The organism is Xanthomonas sp. AM6, from assembly GCF_025665335.1.
GTDB lineage: Bacteria > Pseudomonadota > Gammaproteobacteria > Xanthomonadales > Xanthomonadaceae > Xanthomonas_A.
In genome coordinates, this window is record NZ_CP106869.1 from 2,751,869 (window position 1) to 2,771,250 (window position 19,382).

Annotated in this window: 17 protein-coding genes and 2 tRNA genes; 15 read left to right on the forward strand and 4 right to left on the reverse strand. The window is 69.0% G+C overall.

Translation table 11 applies throughout. From position 1 onward, the window contains the following. Positions 1–5: 5 nt before the first annotated feature. Positions 6–914 (reverse strand): 4-hydroxy-tetrahydrodipicolinate synthase, encoded by a 909-nt coding sequence (gene dapA / locus OCJ37_RS11495; RefSeq protein ID WP_263109550.1) that lies wholly within the window; start codon positions 912–914, stop codon positions 6–8. A gap of 146 nt (positions 915–1,060) precedes the next feature. On the opposite strand from dapA, the gene OCJ37_RS11500 reads away from it, so the two are divergent. The 10 genes from OCJ37_RS11500 to OCJ37_RS11545 all read left to right on the forward strand — a co-directional run bounded on the left by OCJ37_RS11500 (position 1,061) and on the right by OCJ37_RS11545 (position 9,934). Beyond that, positions 1,061–1,636 carry a glycine cleavage system transcriptional repressor gene (locus OCJ37_RS11500; protein WP_003475101.1) on the forward strand — a complete coding sequence of 192 codons (576 nt, stop codon included), beginning with the start codon at positions 1,061–1,063 and terminating at the stop codon, positions 1,634–1,636. A 61-nt stretch (positions 1,637–1,697) separates the two neighbouring features. Further along, the gene (locus tag OCJ37_RS11505; protein WP_263109552.1) at positions 1,698–2,177 is read left to right on the forward strand and encodes a peroxiredoxin; all 480 of its coding nucleotides are present in this window, start codon (positions 1,698–1,700) and stop codon (positions 2,175–2,177) included. 84 nt (positions 2,178–2,261) lie between these two features. After that, positions 2,262–3,662 (forward strand): PhoH family protein, encoded by a 1,401-nt coding sequence (locus OCJ37_RS11510; RefSeq protein WP_263109553.1) that lies wholly within the window; start codon positions 2,262–2,264, stop codon positions 3,660–3,662. Continuing rightward, complete coding sequence (locus OCJ37_RS11515; protein WP_263109554.1) at positions 3,659–4,153, forward strand: hypothetical protein; 495 nt, start codon at positions 3,659–3,661, stop codon at positions 4,151–4,153. The genes OCJ37_RS11510 and OCJ37_RS11515 overlap by 4 nt, the downstream gene beginning before the upstream one ends. Before the next feature lie 69 nt (positions 4,154–4,222). Next, positions 4,223–4,891, forward strand: coding sequence for a YoaK family protein (locus OCJ37_RS11520; protein ID WP_263109555.1), 669 nt, complete (start codon positions 4,223–4,225; stop codon positions 4,889–4,891). 43 nt (positions 4,892–4,934) lie between these two features. Further along, on the forward strand, positions 4,935–5,744 hold the full coding sequence (thiD, locus tag OCJ37_RS11525) for a bifunctional hydroxymethylpyrimidine kinase/phosphomethylpyrimidine kinase (RefSeq protein WP_263109556.1): 810 nt from the start codon (positions 4,935–4,937) through the stop codon (positions 5,742–5,744). Further along, positions 5,741–6,592, forward strand: coding sequence for an alpha/beta hydrolase family protein (locus tag OCJ37_RS11530; RefSeq protein WP_263109558.1), 852 nt, complete (start codon positions 5,741–5,743; stop codon positions 6,590–6,592). The genes thiD and OCJ37_RS11530 overlap by 4 nt, the downstream gene beginning before the upstream one ends. A 63-nt stretch (positions 6,593–6,655) precedes the next feature. Next, positions 6,656–6,732: transfer RNA gene (locus OCJ37_RS11535), tRNA-Arg, on the forward strand. Positions 6,733–6,892: 160 nt separating this feature from the next. Then, positions 6,893–6,969, forward strand: a tRNA-Arg gene (locus tag OCJ37_RS11540). Between the two features lie 442 nt (positions 6,970–7,411). Next, positions 7,412–9,934, forward strand: coding sequence for a glycosyl hydrolase 115 family protein (locus tag OCJ37_RS11545; protein WP_263113662.1), 2,523 nt, complete (start codon positions 7,412–7,414; stop codon positions 9,932–9,934). A 227-nt stretch (positions 9,935–10,161) separates the two neighbouring features. On the opposite strand, the gene OCJ37_RS11550 is transcribed toward OCJ37_RS11545, so the two are convergent. Then, the gene (locus OCJ37_RS11550) at positions 10,162–11,154 is read right to left on the reverse strand and encodes a DedA family protein/thiosulfate sulfurtransferase GlpE (protein WP_263113663.1); all 993 of its coding nucleotides are present in this window, start codon (positions 11,152–11,154) and stop codon (positions 10,162–10,164) included. Positions 11,155–11,268: 114 nt separating this feature from the next. Then, positions 11,269–12,195: a LysR substrate-binding domain-containing protein gene (locus OCJ37_RS11555; RefSeq protein WP_263109560.1), complete on the reverse strand. Its 927-nt coding sequence runs from the start codon at positions 12,193–12,195 to the stop codon at positions 11,269–11,271. 161 nt (positions 12,196–12,356) lie between these two features. Here OCJ37_RS11555 and OCJ37_RS11560 point away from each other — a divergent pair, with 161 nt between their 5' ends. From OCJ37_RS11560 to arr, 4 genes are all read left to right on the forward strand, one after another. Next, on the forward strand, positions 12,357–13,058 hold the full coding sequence (locus tag OCJ37_RS11560; protein WP_263109561.1) for a pirin family protein: 702 nt from the start codon (positions 12,357–12,359) through the stop codon (positions 13,056–13,058). Positions 13,059–13,311: 253 nt separating this feature from the next. Further along, on the forward strand, positions 13,312–15,900 hold the full coding sequence (locus tag OCJ37_RS11565) for a TonB-dependent receptor (RefSeq protein WP_263109562.1): 2,589 nt from the start codon (positions 13,312–13,314) through the stop codon (positions 15,898–15,900). A 54-nt stretch (positions 15,901–15,954) separates the two neighbouring features. Beyond that, entirely contained in the window at positions 15,955–16,977 is a 1,023-nt protein-coding gene (locus OCJ37_RS11570; RefSeq protein WP_263109563.1) for a nuclease, read from the forward strand. A gap of 191 nt (positions 16,978–17,168) precedes the next feature. Then, positions 17,169–17,564 carry an NAD(+)--rifampin ADP-ribosyltransferase gene (gene arr, locus OCJ37_RS11575; RefSeq protein WP_263109564.1) on the forward strand — a complete coding sequence of 132 codons (396 nt, stop codon included), beginning with the start codon at positions 17,169–17,171 and terminating at the stop codon, positions 17,562–17,564. Between the two features lie 394 nt (positions 17,565–17,958). On the opposite strand, the gene OCJ37_RS11580 is transcribed toward arr, so the two are convergent. Continuing rightward, a complete protein-coding gene (locus OCJ37_RS11580; protein ID WP_263109565.1) occupies positions 17,959–18,414 on the reverse strand; it encodes a MarR family winged helix-turn-helix transcriptional regulator in 456 nt (151 codons plus the stop codon). Between the two features lie 55 nt (positions 18,415–18,469). On the opposite strand from OCJ37_RS11580, the gene OCJ37_RS11585 reads away from it, so the two are divergent. Next, entirely contained in the window at positions 18,470–19,006 is a 537-nt protein-coding gene (locus tag OCJ37_RS11585; protein ID WP_263109566.1) for a PaaI family thioesterase, read from the forward strand. Positions 19,007–19,382 lie beyond the last annotated feature (376 nt).

The window sequence follows — 19,382 nt, forward strand, 5'->3', positions numbered from 1 at the left end:
TGAGGTCAGGCCGCGAGCGTTTCGCGGCTGGATAGTTCTTCCAACGCGGCTGCGTCGGCGGCGAGACGGTCGGCCGTGGCGTGGTGCGCCGCGGACAGCGGCAGCAACGGCAGCCGCAGGCCCTGGCCGATGCCGGCGCGCTGCAGCAGCGCCTTGACCGGGATCGGGTTGGATTCGATGCCGCAGAAGGCATGGAACGGCTGCAGCCGCGCGTCCCAGGCCTGCGCCGGCTCGGCCTGGCGCGCCCGCGCCAGGTCGCACAGGCGCCGGTAGGCGGCCGGCAAGGCGTTGGAGCCGACCGAGATCAGCCCGTCGTAGCCGCTCAGCATCGCCTGCGCGGCGCTGCCGTCGTCGCCGCTGAGCACGGCGAAGCGCTCGCTGCGCAGCGCCAGCAGCGCAGCGATGCGCTGCGGATCGCTGTTGGCTTCCTTGATGCCGACGATGTTCGGATGCCGCGCCAACTGCGCCACCGTTTCCGGCAGCAGGTCGCAGCCGGTGCGCCCGGGCACGTTGTACAGCACCACCGGCAGGCCGCCGTGCTCGGCCACCTCCAGGTAATGCGCGAGCAGCCCGGCCTGGGTCGGGCGCACGTAGGGCGGCGTCACCACCAGCGCGTACTGGGCGCCGTTGGCGGCGGCGCGGCGGGTCAGCGCGACGGTCTTGGCGGTGCCGGACAGGCCGGTGCCGGCCAGCAGCGGCACGCGGCCGGCCAGCGTCTGCGCCGCTTCGCGCAGGATCAGGTCGTACTCGTCGTCCAGCAGCGTGGCCGCCTCGCCGGTCGATCCCGCCACCACCACGCCCTGCACGCCGCCGTCCAGCTGCCGTTTGAGCAGCCGCTGCCAGGCGTCGAGGTCGAGGTCGCCATTGCCCTGGAAGGGCGTGGCCAGGGCGGTGATGATGCCGGAGAGGGACAAGATGCCGGATGCTCGCTGTGGGAAAGGGCCGCGTGCGGCCTGCACGGACGGGATTCGTCCCGCATGTTACTTGCGGCCCGAAAGCGCGGGCAAGTATGCTGCACACTGCACCGAGCGACCGCCCGGACGCCGTTCAGCCTTACGCAATGCCGGAAGCCCCTTTGACAGACACCACGCCCCGGCCCGCGCCGACCGAAAACCACCTCCTGATCAACGCCTACACGACGCATCCGGAGTCGCCGCTGTTGCCGGTGACGCGGCGCATTGCCGACAGCGGCTGCAATCTGGTCGATGCGCGCCTGGCCACGGTCGGCCGCGACGTGTCGGTGACCGCGCTGGCGACCGGCTCGTGGGACGCGGTGGCCAAGCTGGAAGCCATGCTGACCCGGCTCGACCGCGAGGAAGGCATGAAGCTGGTGTGGTACCGCACCGGCGCCAAGCAGGCGCAATCGAACCTGCTGCCCTACATCGTCGAGGTCATCGCCGCCGACAAACCGGGCATCCTGTTCCAGCTGGCGGACTTCTTCGACCGCCAGGGCATCACCATCGAGAACCTGCAGAGCACGCGCTACCGGGCGATGCAGACCGGCGCGGAGATGTTCTCGGCGCAGGTGACGATCGGGGTGCCGGCGAACATGCACATCGCCGCGCTGCGCGACGACTTCCTCGAATTCTGCGACCACCTGAACCTGGACGCGATCATGGACCCGATGAAGTTCTGAGCCGGGCTGGACATCGACGCACGCGAACGCAGATGATGGCGATGCACGCGGAGGACACCCGATGAAGGACGGCGACACCCTGGACCGCACCACGCTGGCATTGCCGCTGGCGCTGTCCGGCGGCGCCAGCGCCACGCTCGGCGACTACGCCGGCCGCTGGCTGGTGCTGTATTTCTACCCCAAGGACAGCACTCCGGGCTGCACCACCGAGGGCATCGACTTCAACGCGCTGCTGCCGCAGTTCGAGCAGGCCAACGCCGCCGTGCTCGGCGTCTCGCGCGATTCGCTGAAATCGCACGACAATTTCTGCGCCAAGCAGGGCTTCCGCTTCCCGCTGGTCAGCGATGCCGACGAGGCGCTGTGCCGCGCATTCGACGTGATCAAGGAAAAGAACATGTACGGCCGCCAGGTGCTCGGCATCGAACGCAGCACCTTCCTGATCTCGCCCGCGGGCCGGCTGCTGCGCAGCTGGCGCAAGGTCAAGGTTCCCGGCCACGCCCAGGCCGTGTTCGACGCACTGCAGGCCGCCGCCCAGCAGTGATCATTCGCGCTTCCCCAACGCCGCATCCCCCTGCCCTGCGCAGGCGGTGATGGTCTGTCCCTGTCCCTTTCCCAGGAATCCACGATGACCCGAGGCAAGCGCATCTACGTGCTGGATACCAACGTGCTGATGCACGATCCGACCGCGCTGTTCAAGTTCGAGGAACACGACGTGTTCCTGCCGATGCAGGTGATCGAGGAGCTGGACAACGCCAAGAAGGGCATGTCCGAGGTCAGCCGCAACGCGCGCCAGGTCAGCCGCTTCCTCAACGAGCTGATCGAAGGTGCCGGCGCCGAGCAGATCGAGTCGGGCATCCCGCTCAGCCATCCGCAGGGCATCCAGCTCAAGAGCAGCGGCAGCATCGGCCGGCTGTACTTCCAGACCCGCCCGGTCGAGCCCGGGCGCAGCTTCGGCACCGTGGCGCCGGACAACAAGATCCTGGCCGCGGTGCTGGCGCTGCGCGAGGACGGCCCGGAAACGCCGGTGATCCTGGTGTCCAAGGACATCAACCTGCGGATCAAGGCGGCGATCAGCGGCTTGGTCGCCGAGGACTACGAGAACGACCGCGCGCTGGACGATTTCAGCCTGCTGTACACCGGCGCGATCGAGCTGCCGGAGGATTTCTGGCAGAAGCACAACCAGGACCTGCGCAGCTGGAGCGACAAGGGCCGCACCTGCTACGAGATCGCCCTGGCCGAGGACGAGGACTGGTACCCGAACCAGTACCTGTACCTGCCCGGCGACGACGAGGTGGAACTGCGCGTGGTCAAGGTCAGCGGCGAGCGCAAGGCGACGCTGGCGCTGGTCGACGATTTCCGCAGCGGCCAGCACGCGGTGTGGGGCATCGCCGCGCGCAACCGCGAGCAGAACTTCGCGCTCAACGCGCTGATGGACCCGGAGATCGACTTCGTCACCCTGCTCGGCACCGCCGGCACCGGCAAGACCCTGCTGGCGCTGGCCGCGGGCCTGGCGCAGACCATGGACCAGCAGCGCTACCGCGAGATCATCATGACCCGCGCCACGGTCAGCGTCGGCGAGGACATCGGCTTCCTGCCCGGCACCGAGGAAGAGAAGATGACGCCGTGGATGGGCGCGCTGACCGACAACCTGGAAGTGCTCACCCACAACCAGGAAGGCGGCGCCTGGGGCCGCGCGGCGACCAACGACCTGCTCGCCAGCCGGATCAAGATCCGTTCGATGAACTTCATGCGCGGGCGCACCTTCCTGTCGCGCTACCTGATCCTGGACGAAGCGCAGAACCTGACCCCCAAGCAGATGAAGACGCTGATCACCCGCGCCGGCCCCGGCACCAAGATCGTGTGCCTGGGCAACGTCGAGCAGATCGACACGCCGTACCTGACCGAGACCACCTCGGGCCTGACCTACGCGGTGGACCGCTTCAAGGCCTGGCCGCACAGCGCGCACGTGACCCTGCGCCGCGGCGAGCGCTCGCGCCTGGCCGACTACGCCTCGGAGGTGCTGTGAGCGCCGCCGCCACGCGTCTGGGCGGCGCGGCGCTGGCGCTGGCGCTGCTCGGCGCGTGCGCCACCACCGCGCGCGGGCCGGCCAGCGTGCCGACCGCGATCAAGGCCGGGCAGTCGTGGATCGTCACCCGCAACAGCACCGCCGCGCAGGTGCTCGACACCTGTTCGCGCGACAGCCCGGCGCGCCACGACGGCGCGGTGAGCGGCTACTGGGTGCCGACCGTGGAGCAGATCGCGCAACTGGAAGCGCGGCTGGCGCAGCTGCAGCCGAGCATCGCCGAACCGGCCAGCTACGATCGCCAGTACGTCGGCATCCTCTACCGCGGCAAGCAGGCGATCTACGTCAACGCGTTCAAGCCGCACGACGACAGCGAACTGGACCCCAGCGTCGACGCGGTGCGCGTGTGCGGCGGCGGCAGCGGCTTCTGGGGCGCGGTGTTCGACCCGGCCAGCGGCAGCTTTTCCGAGATCGCCGCCAACGGCGCGAAATAGGCCGCCGCGCATGCGCCGGCGGCTTCCGTCCTACCCGTGGCGCGCCGCGCACGGGCGCTGCGCCGGCGCATGAACTTCGAGCTGCCGCGCTGGGCCTGGGCGTTCGCCGGCGCGCTGGCCGGCGTCGCCGGCATGGTCAACGTGGTCGGCTACCTGGGCTTCGAGCACCAGGCGGTGACCCACCTGACCGGCACCACCACCCTGCTCGGCGCGGCACTGGCCGATGGCGACGTGCGCGTGATCGGCAACCTGCTCGGCGTGGTGCTGGCCTTCCTCGGCGGCGCGGTGCTCAGCGGCATCGTGGTGCAGGACAGCCGGCTGCGCCTGGGCCGCCGCTACGGCGTGGCGCTGGCGCTGGAGGCGCTGCTGCTGCTCGCGGCGATGCAGGCGTTCAAGCAGCAACAGCTGGTCGGCGCGCTGTTCGCCGCCACCGCCTGCGGCCTGCAGAACGCGATGACCACCACCTACAGCGGCGCGGTGGTGCGCACCACCCACCTGACCGGCATGTTCACCGACCTGGGCATCGGCCTGGGCCAGGCGCTGCGCGGGCTGCCGCTGCCGCGCCGGCGCATCCGCCTGAGCCTGCTGATCATAGGCGGCTTCCTGCTCGGCGGCGTGCTCGGCGCCTGGGCCTACCGCCGGGTCGGCTTCGATGCGCTGCTGGCGCCGGCGCTGTTGACCGGCCTGGTCGGCACCCTCTATGCGCTGCAGGCCCACTACCGGCGCCGGCAACGCTGACCGCGCGGTCGCCAAGCCGCGGCCGACGCTGCACAATCGGCGCATGAGCGAACCCACCGTCGTCTCCGCCCTCAGCATCGCCGGCACCGACTCGGGCGGCGGCGCCGGCATCCAGGCCGACCTGAAGACCTTCGCCGCGCACCGCGTGCACGGCCTGTCGGCGGTCGCCGCGCTGACCGCGCAGCACACCCGCGGGGTCAGCGCGGTGCACGTGCCGCCGCTGGCGTTCCTGCGCGCGCAGATCGACGCCTGCTTCGCCGATTTCGACATCGCCGCGGTCAAGCTCGGCATGCTCGCCAATGCCGCGGTGATCCACCTGGTCGCCGATGCGCTGGAGGAATACCGCCCGCCGTTCGTGGTGCTGGACCCGGTGATGGTCGCGACCAGCGGCGCCAAGCTGCTCGAGGACGACGCGCTGGATGCGCTGCGCAGCCGCCTGCTGCCGCTGGCGACGCTGGTCACCCCGAACACGCCGGAAGCGCAGTTGCTGCTGGGCCGCCCGATCGAGAACGCCGACGACGCCGAGCACGCCACCGCCGCGCTGCTGGAGGCCGGCGCGCAGGCGGTGCTGCTCAAGGGCGGCCACCTGGCCGAGGGCCCCCGGGTGATCGACCGCTACGACGACGGCGTCAGCCGCAGCGAATTCAGCCATGCGCGGCTGGCGCTGCAGGCGCACGGCACCGGCTGCACCCTCGCCTCGGCGATCGCCGCGCAGCTGTGCCAGGGCCTGGCGCTGCCGGTCGCCTGCGAGGCGGCGATCGACTACGTCGCCCGCGCGCTGCAGGGCGGCTACCGCCCCGGCCGCGGCGAGGTGGTGGTCCTGGACCACTTCGGCGCGGCGCGCAGCGCATGAGCGCGCAACCGGTGGCGGGCGATGCGCTGCCGGCCAGCGCCGGCGACGGCCACCGCTGGAGCGTGCTGGCGCGCATTCCCGCCGCGCCGCGCCAGGCGCTGCTGTGGCTGCCCGCGCTCGGTGTGGCCGCGCGCCACTACCTGCCGCTGGCCGAGGCGCTGGCCGCGCGGGGCGTGGCCGTGTTCCTGCACGAATGGCGCGGCAACGGCAGCAGCACGCTGCGTCCCTCGCGCGAGCGCGACTGGGGCTACCGGCAGCTGCTGTGCGAGGACCTGCCGGCCAGCCACGCGGCGGCTGCGCAGCACGGCGCGCTGCCGCTGACCATCGGCGGCCACAGCCTCGGCGGGCAGCTGGCCTGCTGCTACGCCGCGCTGCATCCGCAGGCCTTCGCGCACCTGTGGCTGGTCGCCAGCGGCACGCCGTACTGGCGCCATTTCGCCGCGCCGCGCCGCTATCTGCTGCCGCTGGCGTACCGCTTCCTGGCATGGCTGGCGCAGCGCCAGGGCGTGCTGCACGGGCGCCGGCTGGGTTTCGGCGGCACCGAGGCGCGCGGCCTGATCGCGGACTGGACGCGCGTGGGCCTGAGCAGTCGCTATGCGGCCGCCGGCATGGCGCAGGACCTGGAAGCGCTGTTGGCGCACGTGACCGCACCGGTGCGCGGCGTGCTGCTGCGCGAGGACTGGATGGCGCCTGAGACCTCGCTGCGCGCCTTCGTGCGCAAGCTGGCGCCGCGCGCGTTCGAGGTGCGGTCGCTGGACGCGGCGCAACTGGGCACCACCGCCGACCATTTCGCCTGGATGAAGCGGCCGGCGGCGGTCGCGCAGGCCCTGCTCGGCCCCACGGAATGAAATTTTTCCGCGCGGGGCATTGACGGGTCCGGGCGACTCGGTAATAATTCCGCTCCTGACGACGCGCCCGTAGCTCAGTTGGATAGAGTACCTGGCTACGAACCAGGCGGTCGGGAGTTCGAATCTCTCCGGGCGCACCAGTCAGATGAAAAACGACAAACTCGGTTTGTCGTTTTTTTTTGCCTGTCCGCCGGCCATTGCCTGCATCCGCTCGATGCGCTGCGCGCAATCCAGCCGCCCTTTCTGAACGTCGGTGTAGACGGATCGGCAGAACTCGGGAATAATCCCGCGCCTGACGACGCGCCCGTAGCTCAGTTGGATAGAGTACCTGGCTACGAACCAGGCGGTCGGGAGTTCGAATCTCTCCGGGCGCACCAGTCAGACATAAAACGACAAACCCGGTTTGTCGTTTTTTTTGCGCGCGTGCCGGACGTTGCGCTTCCTTGCCAGGCCCGCACGGCGACGCAGGCCGATGTACGTCCCGCTCGAGTGTCGTTCCTTGCCGGACTCCTAAAGCCCTACCGGAATGATTGCGCTACCATCGTGCCTGTAGCGATGTGTGCGACACGGTCGACTCGGCAGGACATCGCAGCATCGCTGGTGTTCGCTGCCCACCCGGCCGACAGTGGCGGCAGCTTCATCGCCACAAGTGGGCAACCGTAACCAGCGAGGGCGCGGGTGGCAACTGTGGACGCGATCAAGAGGTTCAAGCCGGCCGGATCTTCGGCAGATCCGCAAGGCGCGATGATTGCAGGCGCGGGCCGTACCACGCGCGCGATCGTCGCCACCCTGATGCTGCTGGCATTCGGTTCGCCGGCGATGGCCTGCGTTGATCCCGTCAGCGTGTGCACGACTGGACGCCCGGGTGGTTTCGCACTGATCGAGCGCGGCGTTCCCGCCACCATCTACATCGACGCCGAAGCCGACCCCGCGGTGCGCCACGCCGCCGAGAGCCTGCGCGGCGACCTGGAGCGCGTCAGTGGACGCGAGCCGTCCAGATTGACGACGCTCTCCGAAGGCCGAGGCCCGACCGTCATCCTCGGCGTGCTGGGCAAGAGCGCAGTCATCGACGGACTCGTCGAAAGCGGCAAACTCGAGCTCGGCGATCTCGCCGGTGAGTGGGAAGGCTTTCGCCAGCTCGTGGTCGACCGGCCCACGCCGGGCATCCGCCGGGCGCTGCTGATCGTCGGTGCCGATCGGCGCGGCGCGGTCTACGGCGCCTACGACCTGTCCGAACGGATCGGCATCTCGCCCTGGGTCTGGTGGGCCGACGTGCCGGTGACGCAGAAGCCGGCGCTCTATCTCACCGCAGGCGCCCGCGGCGACCATCCGCGGGTGAGATACCGCGGTTTCTTCATCAATGACGAGGATCCGGCGTTCAGCGGCTGGGCGAAGGCCAAATTCGGCGGTCCCAATTCCAAGGCTTATGCGCACGTATTCGAGTTGATGCTGCGGCTGAAGGGAAACTACCTCTGGCCGGCCATGTGGGCGCCCAAGGCGTTCAACGACGACGACCCGGACAACAAGGTGCTCGCCGACGAGATGGGGGTGGTGATGGGCAGCTCCCATCACGAGCCGATGACCAGGGCGCAGGACGAATGGCATCGCAATACCGACAAGGGCGTCACCGGCGGCCGGTGGGACTACGCCACGAACGCCGAGAACCTGCGCGCGTTCTGGCGCGGCGGCATCGAACGGATGATGTCCAAGGGCGACGGCGTCGGCTACGAGAGCCTGATCACCGTAGGCATGCGTGGCGATGGCGACGAACCGATGGCCGAGGGCGCCGCGACCCAGTTGCTGGAGAAGGTCGTCGCGGACCAGCGCGCCATCATCGCCGATGTCACCGGAAGGCCGGCGGAGAAGACCCCTCAGGTCTGGGCGCTCTACAAGGAAGTGCTCGACTATTACGACCACGGCATGCGCGTGCCCGACGACGTGACGCTCCTGTTCTCCGACGACAACTGGGGACAGATCCGCCGGCTGCCCGTTCCCGGCAAGGATCGCCTGGATCGCGCCGGCGGGTACGGCGTCTACTACCACTTCGACTACGTCGGCGTTCCGCGCAACTACAAATGGATCAACACGAACCAGGTCGCCAAGGTCTGGCAGCAGATGGACCTGGCCTATCAGCGCGGGGCCAGGAACCTCTGGATCGTCAACGTCGGCGACATCAAGCCGATGGAATACCCGCTGTCGTTCTTCATGCGCATGGCCTGGAACCCCGAGGCGATGACACCCGAAGCGCTCGAAGCGTTCCCGCGCCGGTGGGCGACCGAAACCTTTGGCGCGGAGGTCGGCCCCGACATCGGCCAACTGCTCGGCACCTACGGAACCTATGCCTCGCGCCGCAAACCCGAATTGATCGATCAGGACACATTCGCCCTCGGCGAAGGCGCTGGACCCGTCCTGGACGGCGGTGAATTCGGCGCACTGGTCGATGACTGGCGCGCCCTGGCGAAGCAGACGGAAGCGATCAAGGCGCGCCTGCGGCCGGACCAGCGCGACGCCTACTTCCAGCTCATCGAGTATCCGACGCTCGCGCTCTCCAATCTCTACGAGATGTACTACGCCACCGCATGGAATCGCAGGCTTGCTTCCCGCAACGACGCGCGCGCCAATCACTTCGCCGACATCGTCGAAGCGACCTTCAGGCGCGACGCCGAATTGACAGCGCGTTATCACACGCTTGGCGGCGGCAAATGGGCCGGCATGATGAACCAGGTCCATATGAGCTACGTGATCTGGAACGATCCGACCCAGCAGACCATGCCCAGCATCGTCCGCGTCTCGGCGGACACCCCTGCGCACAAGCTGGCGGAGAAAGTCGTCTTCGGCCATCCCGCAAAGCCGCCGCGGCACGCCAGAATGATTCCGGCAAGCAAGTTCGACAGTGCCGCCCAGGGCGCGGGATTGGCCTGGAAGACGATCCCCGGCCTAGGCCGCGGCGAGGCCGTCATTGCCTGGCCGCAGGGGCGGCCGGCGACATCGGCGGCGGACAAGATGTGGCTCGGCTATGACATTTCGACGTCCAGCGCCGGCCCCGTCCATGTGGCCGTTCGACTGGCGCCGACCTTGGACACGCTGGATGCCGAGGGAGTGCGGCTTGGCGTTTCGCTGGACGATGGCGACGTCCAGATCCTCATTTCGCGCCTCGCTGCGACCGGTGGCGGAGCCACGACCCCGGAGCAGCAAGCCTGGTACGACGCCGTGCAGGACAATGCGCAGACGCTTGAGCACACGTTCGCCAACGTCGCGGCGGGCCCCCACACGTTGAAGATCTGGCGGATCGACGACAATCTGATCTTCGAGCACGTGACCGTCGAACGGGCAGCGCCATAGCGCACCGGAAACCGCGTGGTGCGAGGCCGCCGGTGGGCGGCCACCTCGGATCGGCACCCGTCGCCTGATGCTGGATCGACGATGCCCTCGGCGCGGGCCGGCTTCTGGCTGCGACACCTTGGAATTCGCCTTCACGACGCAACCGACCGACGCGACCGACGCCGACACGAGGCGCCGACGCGCGACCCTGGGCTGCCATTCCGTGCGGAACGCGCACATGCGCCGCCTTACGCGGCGACCTTGCCGCCGATGTCGGGCGCCTGCGCTGCCGCCGCGCCGCCGTCCAGCTCGATCACCGCATAGCCTGCCGCGCGCCACGCATCCAGGCCGCCGCGCAGTGGCACCACGTCCTCGTAGTGATGCTGGCGCAGGCGCGCGGCCAGCACCGCCGCCGAGACTTCATTCGGACAGGCGCAGTAAATGACGATCTTGCGATCGCGCGGCAGTGCCGCGACGATGGCGTCGATGCGGCGATCGTCCACTTCCATCGCACCGGGAATCGCATACGGCTCGAGCGCGCGGTAGCCCGGCGCGCGGATGTCCAGCAGCACCGGCGTGGCCTCGCCCTGCATCAGCGCGTACAACTCGTCCACGTCGATGCGCAGCGTCTCCATCGACTTGAGCAGCGCATGCCGGCGCCACGCGCGATAGCCGACGTACAGCGCCAACAGGCCCGCCAGCAGCAGCACCGCGCGCGTGCCGAGCAGGCTCAACCAGTCCAGCACGTCCTCCACCTGGTCGGCGAACGCCAGACCGAGCAGCAGGCCGCAGCCGGCCCACAGCGCCGCGCCCAGCGCGTCGTAGCGCAGGAACGCGCCCGGGCGCGCCCGCATCGCCCCGGCCATCGGCACCGACACCATCGACAGGCCGGGCACGAACTTGGCCACCGCCAGCACGCGCACGCCCCAGCGGGTGTAGAAGCGCTCGGTCCGCTTCATGCAGGTATCGCGCGACAGCGACAGGCGGCACAGCGACTGCAGCGTGCGGTTGCCGTAGCGGCGGCCGGCGCCGAACCAGACCAGGTCGCCGATCAGGCTGGCTACGATCGACACCGACAATGCGGCCAGCAGGCTGCTCCAGACCGCGCTGCCGTCGAGCAGCGCATAGGTCGCACCGACCAGGATCAGGGTCGGCAAGGCCGGCACCGGCAGGCCCAGCGACAACGCCAGCACATTGACGAAGACCAGGCCCAGGCCGTAACGCGCGATCAGTTCCTGCATGGCCATGCCCGCGCCGGGGAGAAGAAGGGATGCGCCATTATCCTCCCGGCATCGGCGCCCGGCGCGTGCGCCAGCGCATCACCGGCGGAACAGACCCGCCCATCCGGCACGCCGTCACTCCAGGCGCGATTGCAACCGCGCCAGCCACGCCTCGAACACCCCGGGCTGGCGCATGCGCGCGCGCCACCAGACCAGCGCCGCGCCTTCCTCGCCGCTGCGCCACGCCAGCTGGAACACCTCGTCCGGTTTCGGCTCCTCGACCTGCTTGCACACCAGCGCACCGCGCGCCAGCGCCGCCCGCGCGTAGGGCTCGGGCAGGAAGCCGAAGCCGAGTCCGGCCAGCTGCAAGCGGTACTTGCTCGGCATGTCCGGCACGGTCAGCGTGTCCTGGCCGAACAGCAGCCCGACCGTGCGCGGCAGCAGCCGCCGCGCCGAATCGGCGACCGCGACCGCGCGGTGTTCGGCCAGCTGGCTGCGGCCGAGCGGTTCGGCCGCCTGCGCCAGCGGATGGGTGGGCGCGACCACGAACACGAACGGCAAGCTGCCGAACGGCTCGGCGACATAGCCGCCGCCGCTGGGCCCCTCCCCGGCCGCGCCAACCAGCAGGTCCACGCGCCGGTCCAGCAGCGCCTCCCAGGTGCCGGACAGCGACTCCTGCACGATCCGCAGCCGGGTCTGGTCGGCGACCGCGTAGAACGCGGCCACGTCCTCGGCCAGGCAGTCCGGCGCGAACACCGAATCCAGGCCCAGCGCGAACTCGGTCTCCCAGCCGGAGGCGACGCGGCGCACGCGCAGCTCCAGATCGCTGGCCGCGCGCAACAGATGCCGCCCCTCGCGCAGCAGCTCGGCCCCGGCCGCGGTAAGCGCCACCTTCGGCCCCAGCCGCGCGAACAGCTGCACGCCCAGGTCCTCCTCCAGCTTGGCAACCGTGTAGGAGATCGTCGAGGGCACCTTGTACAGCGCCTTGCCGGCCGCCGAGAACGAGCCGCGGCGGTCGATGGCGTCGATGATCTGCAGCGCGTCGAGGCTGATCTTGAGCATTCGAATTTTTCGATGATAGGGACCGAATCTATCCGTTTTTCAAACCCGAGACCAGTGCGGATACTTGTCCTCACCGCAAGGCAGCCACGAAATCAACCGAATCGCGCCGCCGCCCTGCTTATCGATCCACTTGCACATTCCGCCACTACCAGGAGCTTCTCATGCTGCAGATCCGCCCCAGCGCCACCCGCGGCCGCGCCGAGCACGGCTGGCTGTCCTCGCGCCACACCTTCTCCTTCGGCCACTACCACGACCCGCGCTACATGGGCTTCGGCCCGCTGCGGGTGATCAACGAGGACCGCGTGCAGCCGGGCCAGGGCTTCGGCACCCATGCGCACAGCAACATGGAGATCCTGTCCTACGTGCTCGACGGCGCGCTGGAGCACAAGGACAGCATGGGCAACGGCTCGGTGCTGCGCTACGGCGACGTGCAGCGCATGAGCGCCGGCTCCGGGGTCACCCACAGCGAGTTCAACCACTCGGCCAGCGAACCGGTGCACTTCCTGCAGATCTGGCTGCTGCCGGAGCGCGCCGGGATCGAGCCGGGCTACGAGGAAAAGCACTTCGCGCCGGAGACCAAGCGCGGCCAGCTGCGCCTGATCGCCGCGCCGCAGGGCGAGGACGGCGCGGTGCGGATCCACCAGGATGCACGCATCTATGCGGCGATCCTGGACGGCGAGGAGCGCGTCGACTATCCGCTGGCCAGCGGGCGCGGCGCCTACGTGCAGGTCATCCGCGGCGCGCTGACGGTCAATGGCCAGGCATTGCAGGCCGGCGACGCGGCGCAGGCCGTGGACGAGGCGCAGCTGCATTTCGCCGATGCGCAGGACACGGAATTCCTGCTGTTCGACCTGCCGCGCTGAGCCGCGCAACGCACGTCTCCCGCAAGAGGCGCACAACGAAAAACCCGCCCGCGAGGCGGGTTTTTTCGTCTGCGCGGTGCGCAGCGAAGAGCTGCCGGCGTGGCGGAACCAACCCCGGCCTGCGGGCCTGTGATCGTGCGCCGCGCAGCAATGCCATCGCGAATGTTGCAGCGACGGACACAATGCAACGGCCTTGCAACGTGCCGACAACACACTGCGCTGTGTTCTCCCCTCCCCCTGGAACACACCGCACATGATGTCCAAGCGTGTCCGAATCGCGCCCGCCGATTCCCTGTTTTCGCTGCGGCAGCCGCTGGCTGCCGCCATCGGCGTCGCCCTGATGCTGGCCGCCACGCACGCCGCCGCCCAGGACGCCCCGCCGGCCACGCGACCCGCGCCTGCGGCCCAAACCGAGGGCAGCGCGCAAGACGCCACGCAACCGTCCGGCCGCAAGGGCGACGACGGCATCTTCTCGATGGACAAGCTCATCGTCACCGGCACCGGCCAGGCGCAGAGCCAGTTCGAGGCGTCCTACGCCATCACTTCGCTGAGCGCAGAGCAGATCGACAAGCTGGCCCCGCTCAGCCTGGCCAGCCTGGTCGGCACCATGCCCGGCATCTACGCCGAATCCACCGGCGGCGAAGTGCAGAACGTCTACCGCATCCGCGGCATCCCGGACGAAGGCTCGTTCACCGTGATCCAGGAAGACGGCATTTCCCCGTATCCGGACAACAACGGCTACTTCTACAAGACCGAAGGCCTGGTGCGCCCGGACCTGATGACCGAATCGGTGGAGACGGTGCGCGGCGGACCCTCGCCGGTGTTCGCGTCCAACGCCGCGGCGATCATCAACTTCGTCACCCGGCAGGGCAGCGACACGCCCGAGGGCGCGGTGCGCACCACCGTCGGCGATACCGGCCTGTACCGGCTGGACGGCTACTGGGCCGGCCCGGTCGGCAAGGACACCTACCTAGCCGCCGGCGGCTTCGTCCGCCGCAACGACGGCTACCGCGACGTGGATTTCCCGGCCGACGAAGGCGGGCAGTTCCGCATGAACCTCACGCATAAATTCGACGCCGGCAAGGTAACGTTCTCGTTCAAACATCTGGACGACAAGAACGCGTTCTACATGCCGATTCCGCTGTACGACCCGCGCAACACCTCGGTGTCGCTGGATCCGTTGATCGACCGCTTCACCGGCACCTTGAGCACGGCGGAACTGCGCCGCGCCACCATCATCGCCAGCGACGACGCCGGGCAGCCGTTCGCCGAGACCCGCGACCTGTCCGACGGCCGCCACATGAAGTTCAACAATGTCGGCGTGAATCTGGACATGGCCTTCGACAGCGGCTGGAACCTGTCCAACAAGTTCGTCGTCAACCGCCTGGACATGACCTTCGACGCGCTGTATTCCAGCAACGCGCCGCAGGATGCGCAGGCCTACGCCGCCAGCCGCTTCGCCGCGGCGGCGCGCGCCTTTCCCGGCGCCGCCTCGCTCGGCTACGTCCATACCGACGACGGCAGCGCGTTCGATCCGGCCAGCACCCGCGGCCTGGTCATCCAGGGCCAGTACCGCGCGATGAACGTGCGCGCCGACTCGTTCGCCGACGACCTGCGCATGACCCGCACCTTCGACTGGGGCAGCGACAAGCACGACGTCACCCTCGGCCTGTACGGCGCCTACTACGCGCGTTCCTACGATTCGCGCTACCAGAGCTACCTGTTCGAGACGCGGCAGAACCCGCGCCTGATCGACCTGGTCGCCTACGACGCCGCCGGCAACCGCGTCGGCGGCGTCACCAAGGACGGCGTGGTGATCTACGGCGCCGACCGCACCCAGGGCAAGGCCTACACCAGCATGCTGGCGCCGTACATCGCCGACACCTGGCAGGTGACCGACAAGCTGCGCCTGGAAGGCGGCGTGCGCTACGAGCGCTATCGCTTCCGTGCCTGGAGCATGGACCGCGCGACCGGCAACCTGGACATGGCCGACACGCTGGCCGACGCCGCCGCGCGCGTGTTCACCGGCACGCGCACGCCGACCGCGCTGGACGTCGGCGTGACCAACTGGACCGCCGGGCTCAACTACGACCTCACCGACAGCGTCGGCCTGTACGGGCGCGTGTCGCGCGCGCATCGCGCGCCGTCGGAAGGCGCCAACGCCGGCAACATCAACATCCCGATGGCCGAGCAGTACGAACTGGGCGCCAAGCTCGACTTCGACACGCTGGACGTGTTCGCCACCGCGTTCTACACCAAGTACGCGCCGTACAACATCAGCACCAGCGCGGTCGATCCGGTGACCGGCGCGGCGCAGTCCAAGGACTACCGCGGCAGCGTGACCAACCCCGGCATCGAACTGGCGGCGGTGTGGACGCCGGCGTCCTGGCTGCGCCTGGACGCCAACCTGACCTACAACGACACCCAGGTGTCGGACCTGTCGGAGGTGGTGAACAACGGCGCGGTGGCCAAGGTCGACGTCGACGGCAACCGCCCCAACCGCCAGCCCAAGCTCTACGGCAACGCCGGCCCGACGCTGTACTTCCGCACCGGCGCGCTGGACTGGGAGGCCTCGCTGCGCTACGCCTACGTCGGCAAGCGCTACGCGGACCTGGAGAACACCACCGAGCTGGCCGCCTATCACACGCTGGCGGCCAACCTGATGGCGCGCACCGGCCCGTGGGACCTGCAGCTCGCGGTCGACAACCTGACCAACGAATTCGCGCTGACCGAAGGCAACCCGCGCACCGACACCATTTCCGGCCAGGGCACCCGCGAACCGATCTATGGCCGGCCGATCTTCGAGCGCAACACGCGGCTGGTCGTCACCTACCATTTCTGACCGGTCCGCACGCGGCCGCGCCCACCGGCGCGGCCGCAGGACCAGGGAGCTTCGATGAAACCCTCTCGCCTTGCCTGGGCCGTGCTCGCCGCGGCCTGCTCGCTCTCCACCGACGCGCTGGCCTGGGGGCAGCGCGGTCACGCCGCGATCGACCGCGCCGCGCTGCAGGCGCTGCCGGCCGACGGTCCGGTGTTCCTGCAGGCCTACGCCGACGTCATCGCCGACGGCGCCACCCTTCCCGACGGCTGGCGCAGCGAATCCGAACCCTTCCTCAAGATCGAGGAAGACCCGAACCACGGCTGGTTCCGCGAGCAATTCGCCTTCATGCAGCATCCGCCGCGCTCGCGCTATGCGTTCGTGATCGCGCTGTACCAGGAGCAGCAGCGCATCGCCGCGCGCGACCCGGAACGCGCCAAGCGGATGAACGTGCGTTGGACCGGCACCTTGGCGTACGCGGCGGTGGAAGGCTACGAGCGCCTGGTCGCGACCATGCGCCAGATCCGCGCGCTGCGCGAAAAGGGCCAGGACACCCGCGAACTGGAGCGTACCTGCGCGTTCTACGTGAGCTGGTTCGGCCACTACATCGGCGACGGCGCGCAGCCGCAGCACGACAGCATCCATCACGACGGCTGGCAGGGCGACAACCCGCACGGCTACACGCGCGATCCGAAGGTGCATGGCCGCTACGAATCGGAGTTCGTGGACCGCATCGACCTCGGCGCCGGCGACCTGCTGCCGCGCATGCCCGCGTTGGCGAGGCAGCAGGGCGACGTGTTCGACCTGATCCTCGCCTACCTGGACGTCGGCACCAGCCGGGTCGAGACGCTCTATCAACTGGAAAAGGCCGGCGCGTTCACCGGCGCCGGCAACCAGGCAGGGCGCGAGATGGTCTATCTGACCGCCGGCGACGGCGCGGCGATGCTGCGCGATCTGCTCCACCGCGCCTGGCAGGAGAGCGCCCTGCCCAGCCCGAAGAGCGGCGCGCCGCGGACGACGGATCCCGCCCATCCCGACTACGACCGCCAGACCGGCAGCGCCCCGGCCGCCCGCTCGCCGACCTTGCCGCCGCCGCGCTGACGACCGCCCGCGCGACTCCGTACCAGGCGCGTCAGGGGCCATGCCGGGCCTGCCGCGCCACACAACAGAAAAGGGAGGCGCATGCGCCTCCCCACCATGAATTTATATAACACAGGGGGGCTTGCGGCAAGGCCCCGCGCATCGTGCAGCATCGCCGGCCTGTCGATACGGCAGGAACCGGAGCAACGACGATGGATGCACAGACCTACTACCACGGCACCAAGGCCGATCTGAAGCTGGACGAGCTGATCGAGCCCGGTTACGCCTCCAACTATGGCCAGAGGAAGCAGGCCAGCTTCGTTTATCTGACCGCCACATTGGATGCGGCGATCTGGGGCGCGGAACTCGCCATTGGCGCCGGACGCGGCAGGATCTACGTCGTCGAACCCACGGGCCCCATCGAAGACGATCCGAACCTCACCGACCAGCGGTTCCCTGGAAACCCCACGAAGTCATACCGCACCCGGGCGCCGCTGCGCGTGCGGGGCGAAGTGACGCAATGGCAGGGCCACTCTGCCGAACGGCTGAAGGAGATGCGGGATTATCTCGAGCACCTCAAGCGACAGGGCATCGAGGCGATCGAATAGCGGCGCGGCGCCGGCTGGGCCCATGCCGCCAGCGACGCCGACTCAACCTCATGCACGATGGCCTCGACGAAACGCCGCGCAGATGGCAGCAACGCAGTGACGCAGCGCTGTTGCACGACGTGCGGCGCCTTCGGCCGTCGGCAGCTGGCGGAGGTCCGGTCGAACGCTGTCGCACTGTCGCTGCAAGGCGTGCGAGCGCGTGCCGAACACACCTCGCGCCATCGCACACCGCCTCCTGATCCGGTGACGTGGCGCAGAACGCTTGGCCCTTGATAGCGCGCTTCCGGATCGCGCATCGCGCGCCGATCGATGGCCATGGATGGCGTACCGAGATCGCCGCATGCAGCTGAAAGTCGGTGCCTGCTGGCACCGACAGATCCTCCTGCCACGTCGCCTAGGCGCCGTCCGCGCGCTCGGCGCCATCGTCCAGGCACTGCATGCACTCGTCCAGCAACTGGTGGAGCGCGTTCACGCGCTCAATGCCCAGCCGGGCATTGAGCGCCTCCTGCGCCGCCTTCCAGCCGCGGCGCCCCTCGGTTTCCAGCGCCCGCCCCGCCTCGGTGGCTTCGATGAGACGACTGCGCGCATTTTCGCCGACTCCCACTTTCACCCAGCCCTTGGCGACCATGGGTTGCAGGTTGCGCGTCAGGGTCGAGGCGTCCATCTGCATGCGCTTGGCCAGGTCGCCCGGCCGGATGGGCCCCAACTGGACCACGTGCCGGAGCAACGCGTACTGCGTGTTCTTCAATCCGAGGCTTGCGACATGCGTATCGTAACGGCGCGCCACCATGCGGCTGAGCTGGCGCAGTCTCAGGTTGGTGCAGCCCTGGGGCTTGCTTGCGTTCTTCATGCGATTTATTGTAATTACAATAATTGTAATTACAACCATAGAAGAAGACAGCCACATGGACGCATCTCAGACCATCGCCCGTTGGGAAGCGGATGAACGCGACATTCGCGCCCGCCTGAGCGACGCCGATGCCGGATCGCACGGCGGAATCGCCGGCCGGTCGGGCATGGCGGTGCTCGAGGCGATCTTTGCCGGCGAGCTGCCGCCCGCCCCCATCGGCATCACCCTCGACTTCGTTCCGATTCACATCGAGCCGGGCATCGCGGTGTTCCAGGGGCGGCCGCTGAAGCGCCATTACAACCCCTTGGGAACGGTGCACGGCGGCTGGTATGCAACTCTTCTCGATTCGGCGGTGGGCTGCGCCGTGCATTCGACGCTCCCCGCCGGGAAGGGCTACACCACGCTGGAGCTCAAGGTGAACATGGTGCGGCCCCTGACCGACCGGGTGCCGCTGGTTCGCGCCACGGGCAAAATCGTGCACGCGGGACGCCAGGTCGCGACGGCAGAAGGCCAGATTGTCGGTCCGGACGGCAAGCTCTATGCGCACGCGACCACGACGTGCCTGATCTTCGATCATCCTGCCGCGATGTGAACGCGCTTGCGCCGAAGGCCGTCTGCGCTCGAGTCGGCGCTCCGGTGTTACGGAACATCGCCTGCACGGGCAGGCCCGCGGCCAAAGGCACCAGATCGAAGCCCATGGCCATATGCCGGGCCAACGCGGACCCGTCGCGCTACCGACAAGGGCAGTTCGCCAATCGCCTGGCTGATCCGAGCCAGTTCTGTCCATGGTGCAAGACGATCAATGAGACCCGCGCGGTCGATTGTTGTGCCATGCGTGCTGCCTGGCCATTCCTGGACTAGGTCGCAGTCGTCAAGACGACCGAAGGAAGCAACTCTTCCGCTCGCAAGCCGGCGCCAGCAGGCGGCACGACGGCATCGGTCGGAAGCAAGTCAAGTTGACGCGAGGC

Coding starts and splice junctions, on each gene's coding strand:
- OCJ37_RS11550 (WP_263113663.1), bottom strand. CDS start 11,154: ATGCAGGAACTGATCGCGCGTTACGGCCTGGGCCTGGTCTTCGTCAAT.
- OCJ37_RS11520 (WP_263109555.1), top strand. CDS start 4,223: ATGAACTTCGAGCTGCCGCGCTGGGCCTGGGCGTTCGCCGGCGCGCTG.
- OCJ37_RS11500 (WP_003475101.1), top strand. CDS start 1,061: ATGCCGGAAGCCCCTTTGACAGACACCACGCCCCGGCCCGCGCCGACC.
- OCJ37_RS11565 (WP_263109562.1), top strand. CDS start 13,312: ATGATGTCCAAGCGTGTCCGAATCGCGCCCGCCGATTCCCTGTTTTCG.
- thiD (WP_263109556.1), top strand. CDS start 4,935: ATGAGCGAACCCACCGTCGTCTCCGCCCTCAGCATCGCCGGCACCGAC.
- OCJ37_RS11570 (WP_263109563.1), top strand. CDS start 15,955: ATGAAACCCTCTCGCCTTGCCTGGGCCGTGCTCGCCGCGGCCTGCTCG.
- OCJ37_RS11545 (WP_263113662.1), top strand. CDS start 7,412: ATGGCCTGCGTTGATCCCGTCAGCGTGTGCACGACTGGACGCCCGGGT.
- OCJ37_RS11560 (WP_263109561.1), top strand. CDS start 12,357: ATGCTGCAGATCCGCCCCAGCGCCACCCGCGGCCGCGCCGAGCACGGC.
- OCJ37_RS11530 (WP_263109558.1), top strand. CDS start 5,741: ATGAGCGCGCAACCGGTGGCGGGCGATGCGCTGCCGGCCAGCGCCGGC.
- OCJ37_RS11505 (WP_263109552.1), top strand. CDS start 1,698: ATGAAGGACGGCGACACCCTGGACCGCACCACGCTGGCATTGCCGCTG.
- OCJ37_RS11555 (WP_263109560.1), bottom strand. CDS start 12,195: ATGCTCAAGATCAGCCTCGACGCGCTGCAGATCATCGACGCCATCGAC.
- OCJ37_RS11585 (WP_263109566.1), top strand. CDS start 18,470: ATGGACGCATCTCAGACCATCGCCCGTTGGGAAGCGGATGAACGCGAC.
- OCJ37_RS11510 (WP_263109553.1), top strand. CDS start 2,262: ATGACCCGAGGCAAGCGCATCTACGTGCTGGATACCAACGTGCTGATG.
- OCJ37_RS11580 (WP_263109565.1), bottom strand. CDS start 18,414: ATGAAGAACGCAAGCAAGCCCCAGGGCTGCACCAACCTGAGACTGCGC.
- arr (WP_263109564.1), top strand. CDS start 17,169: ATGGATGCACAGACCTACTACCACGGCACCAAGGCCGATCTGAAGCTG.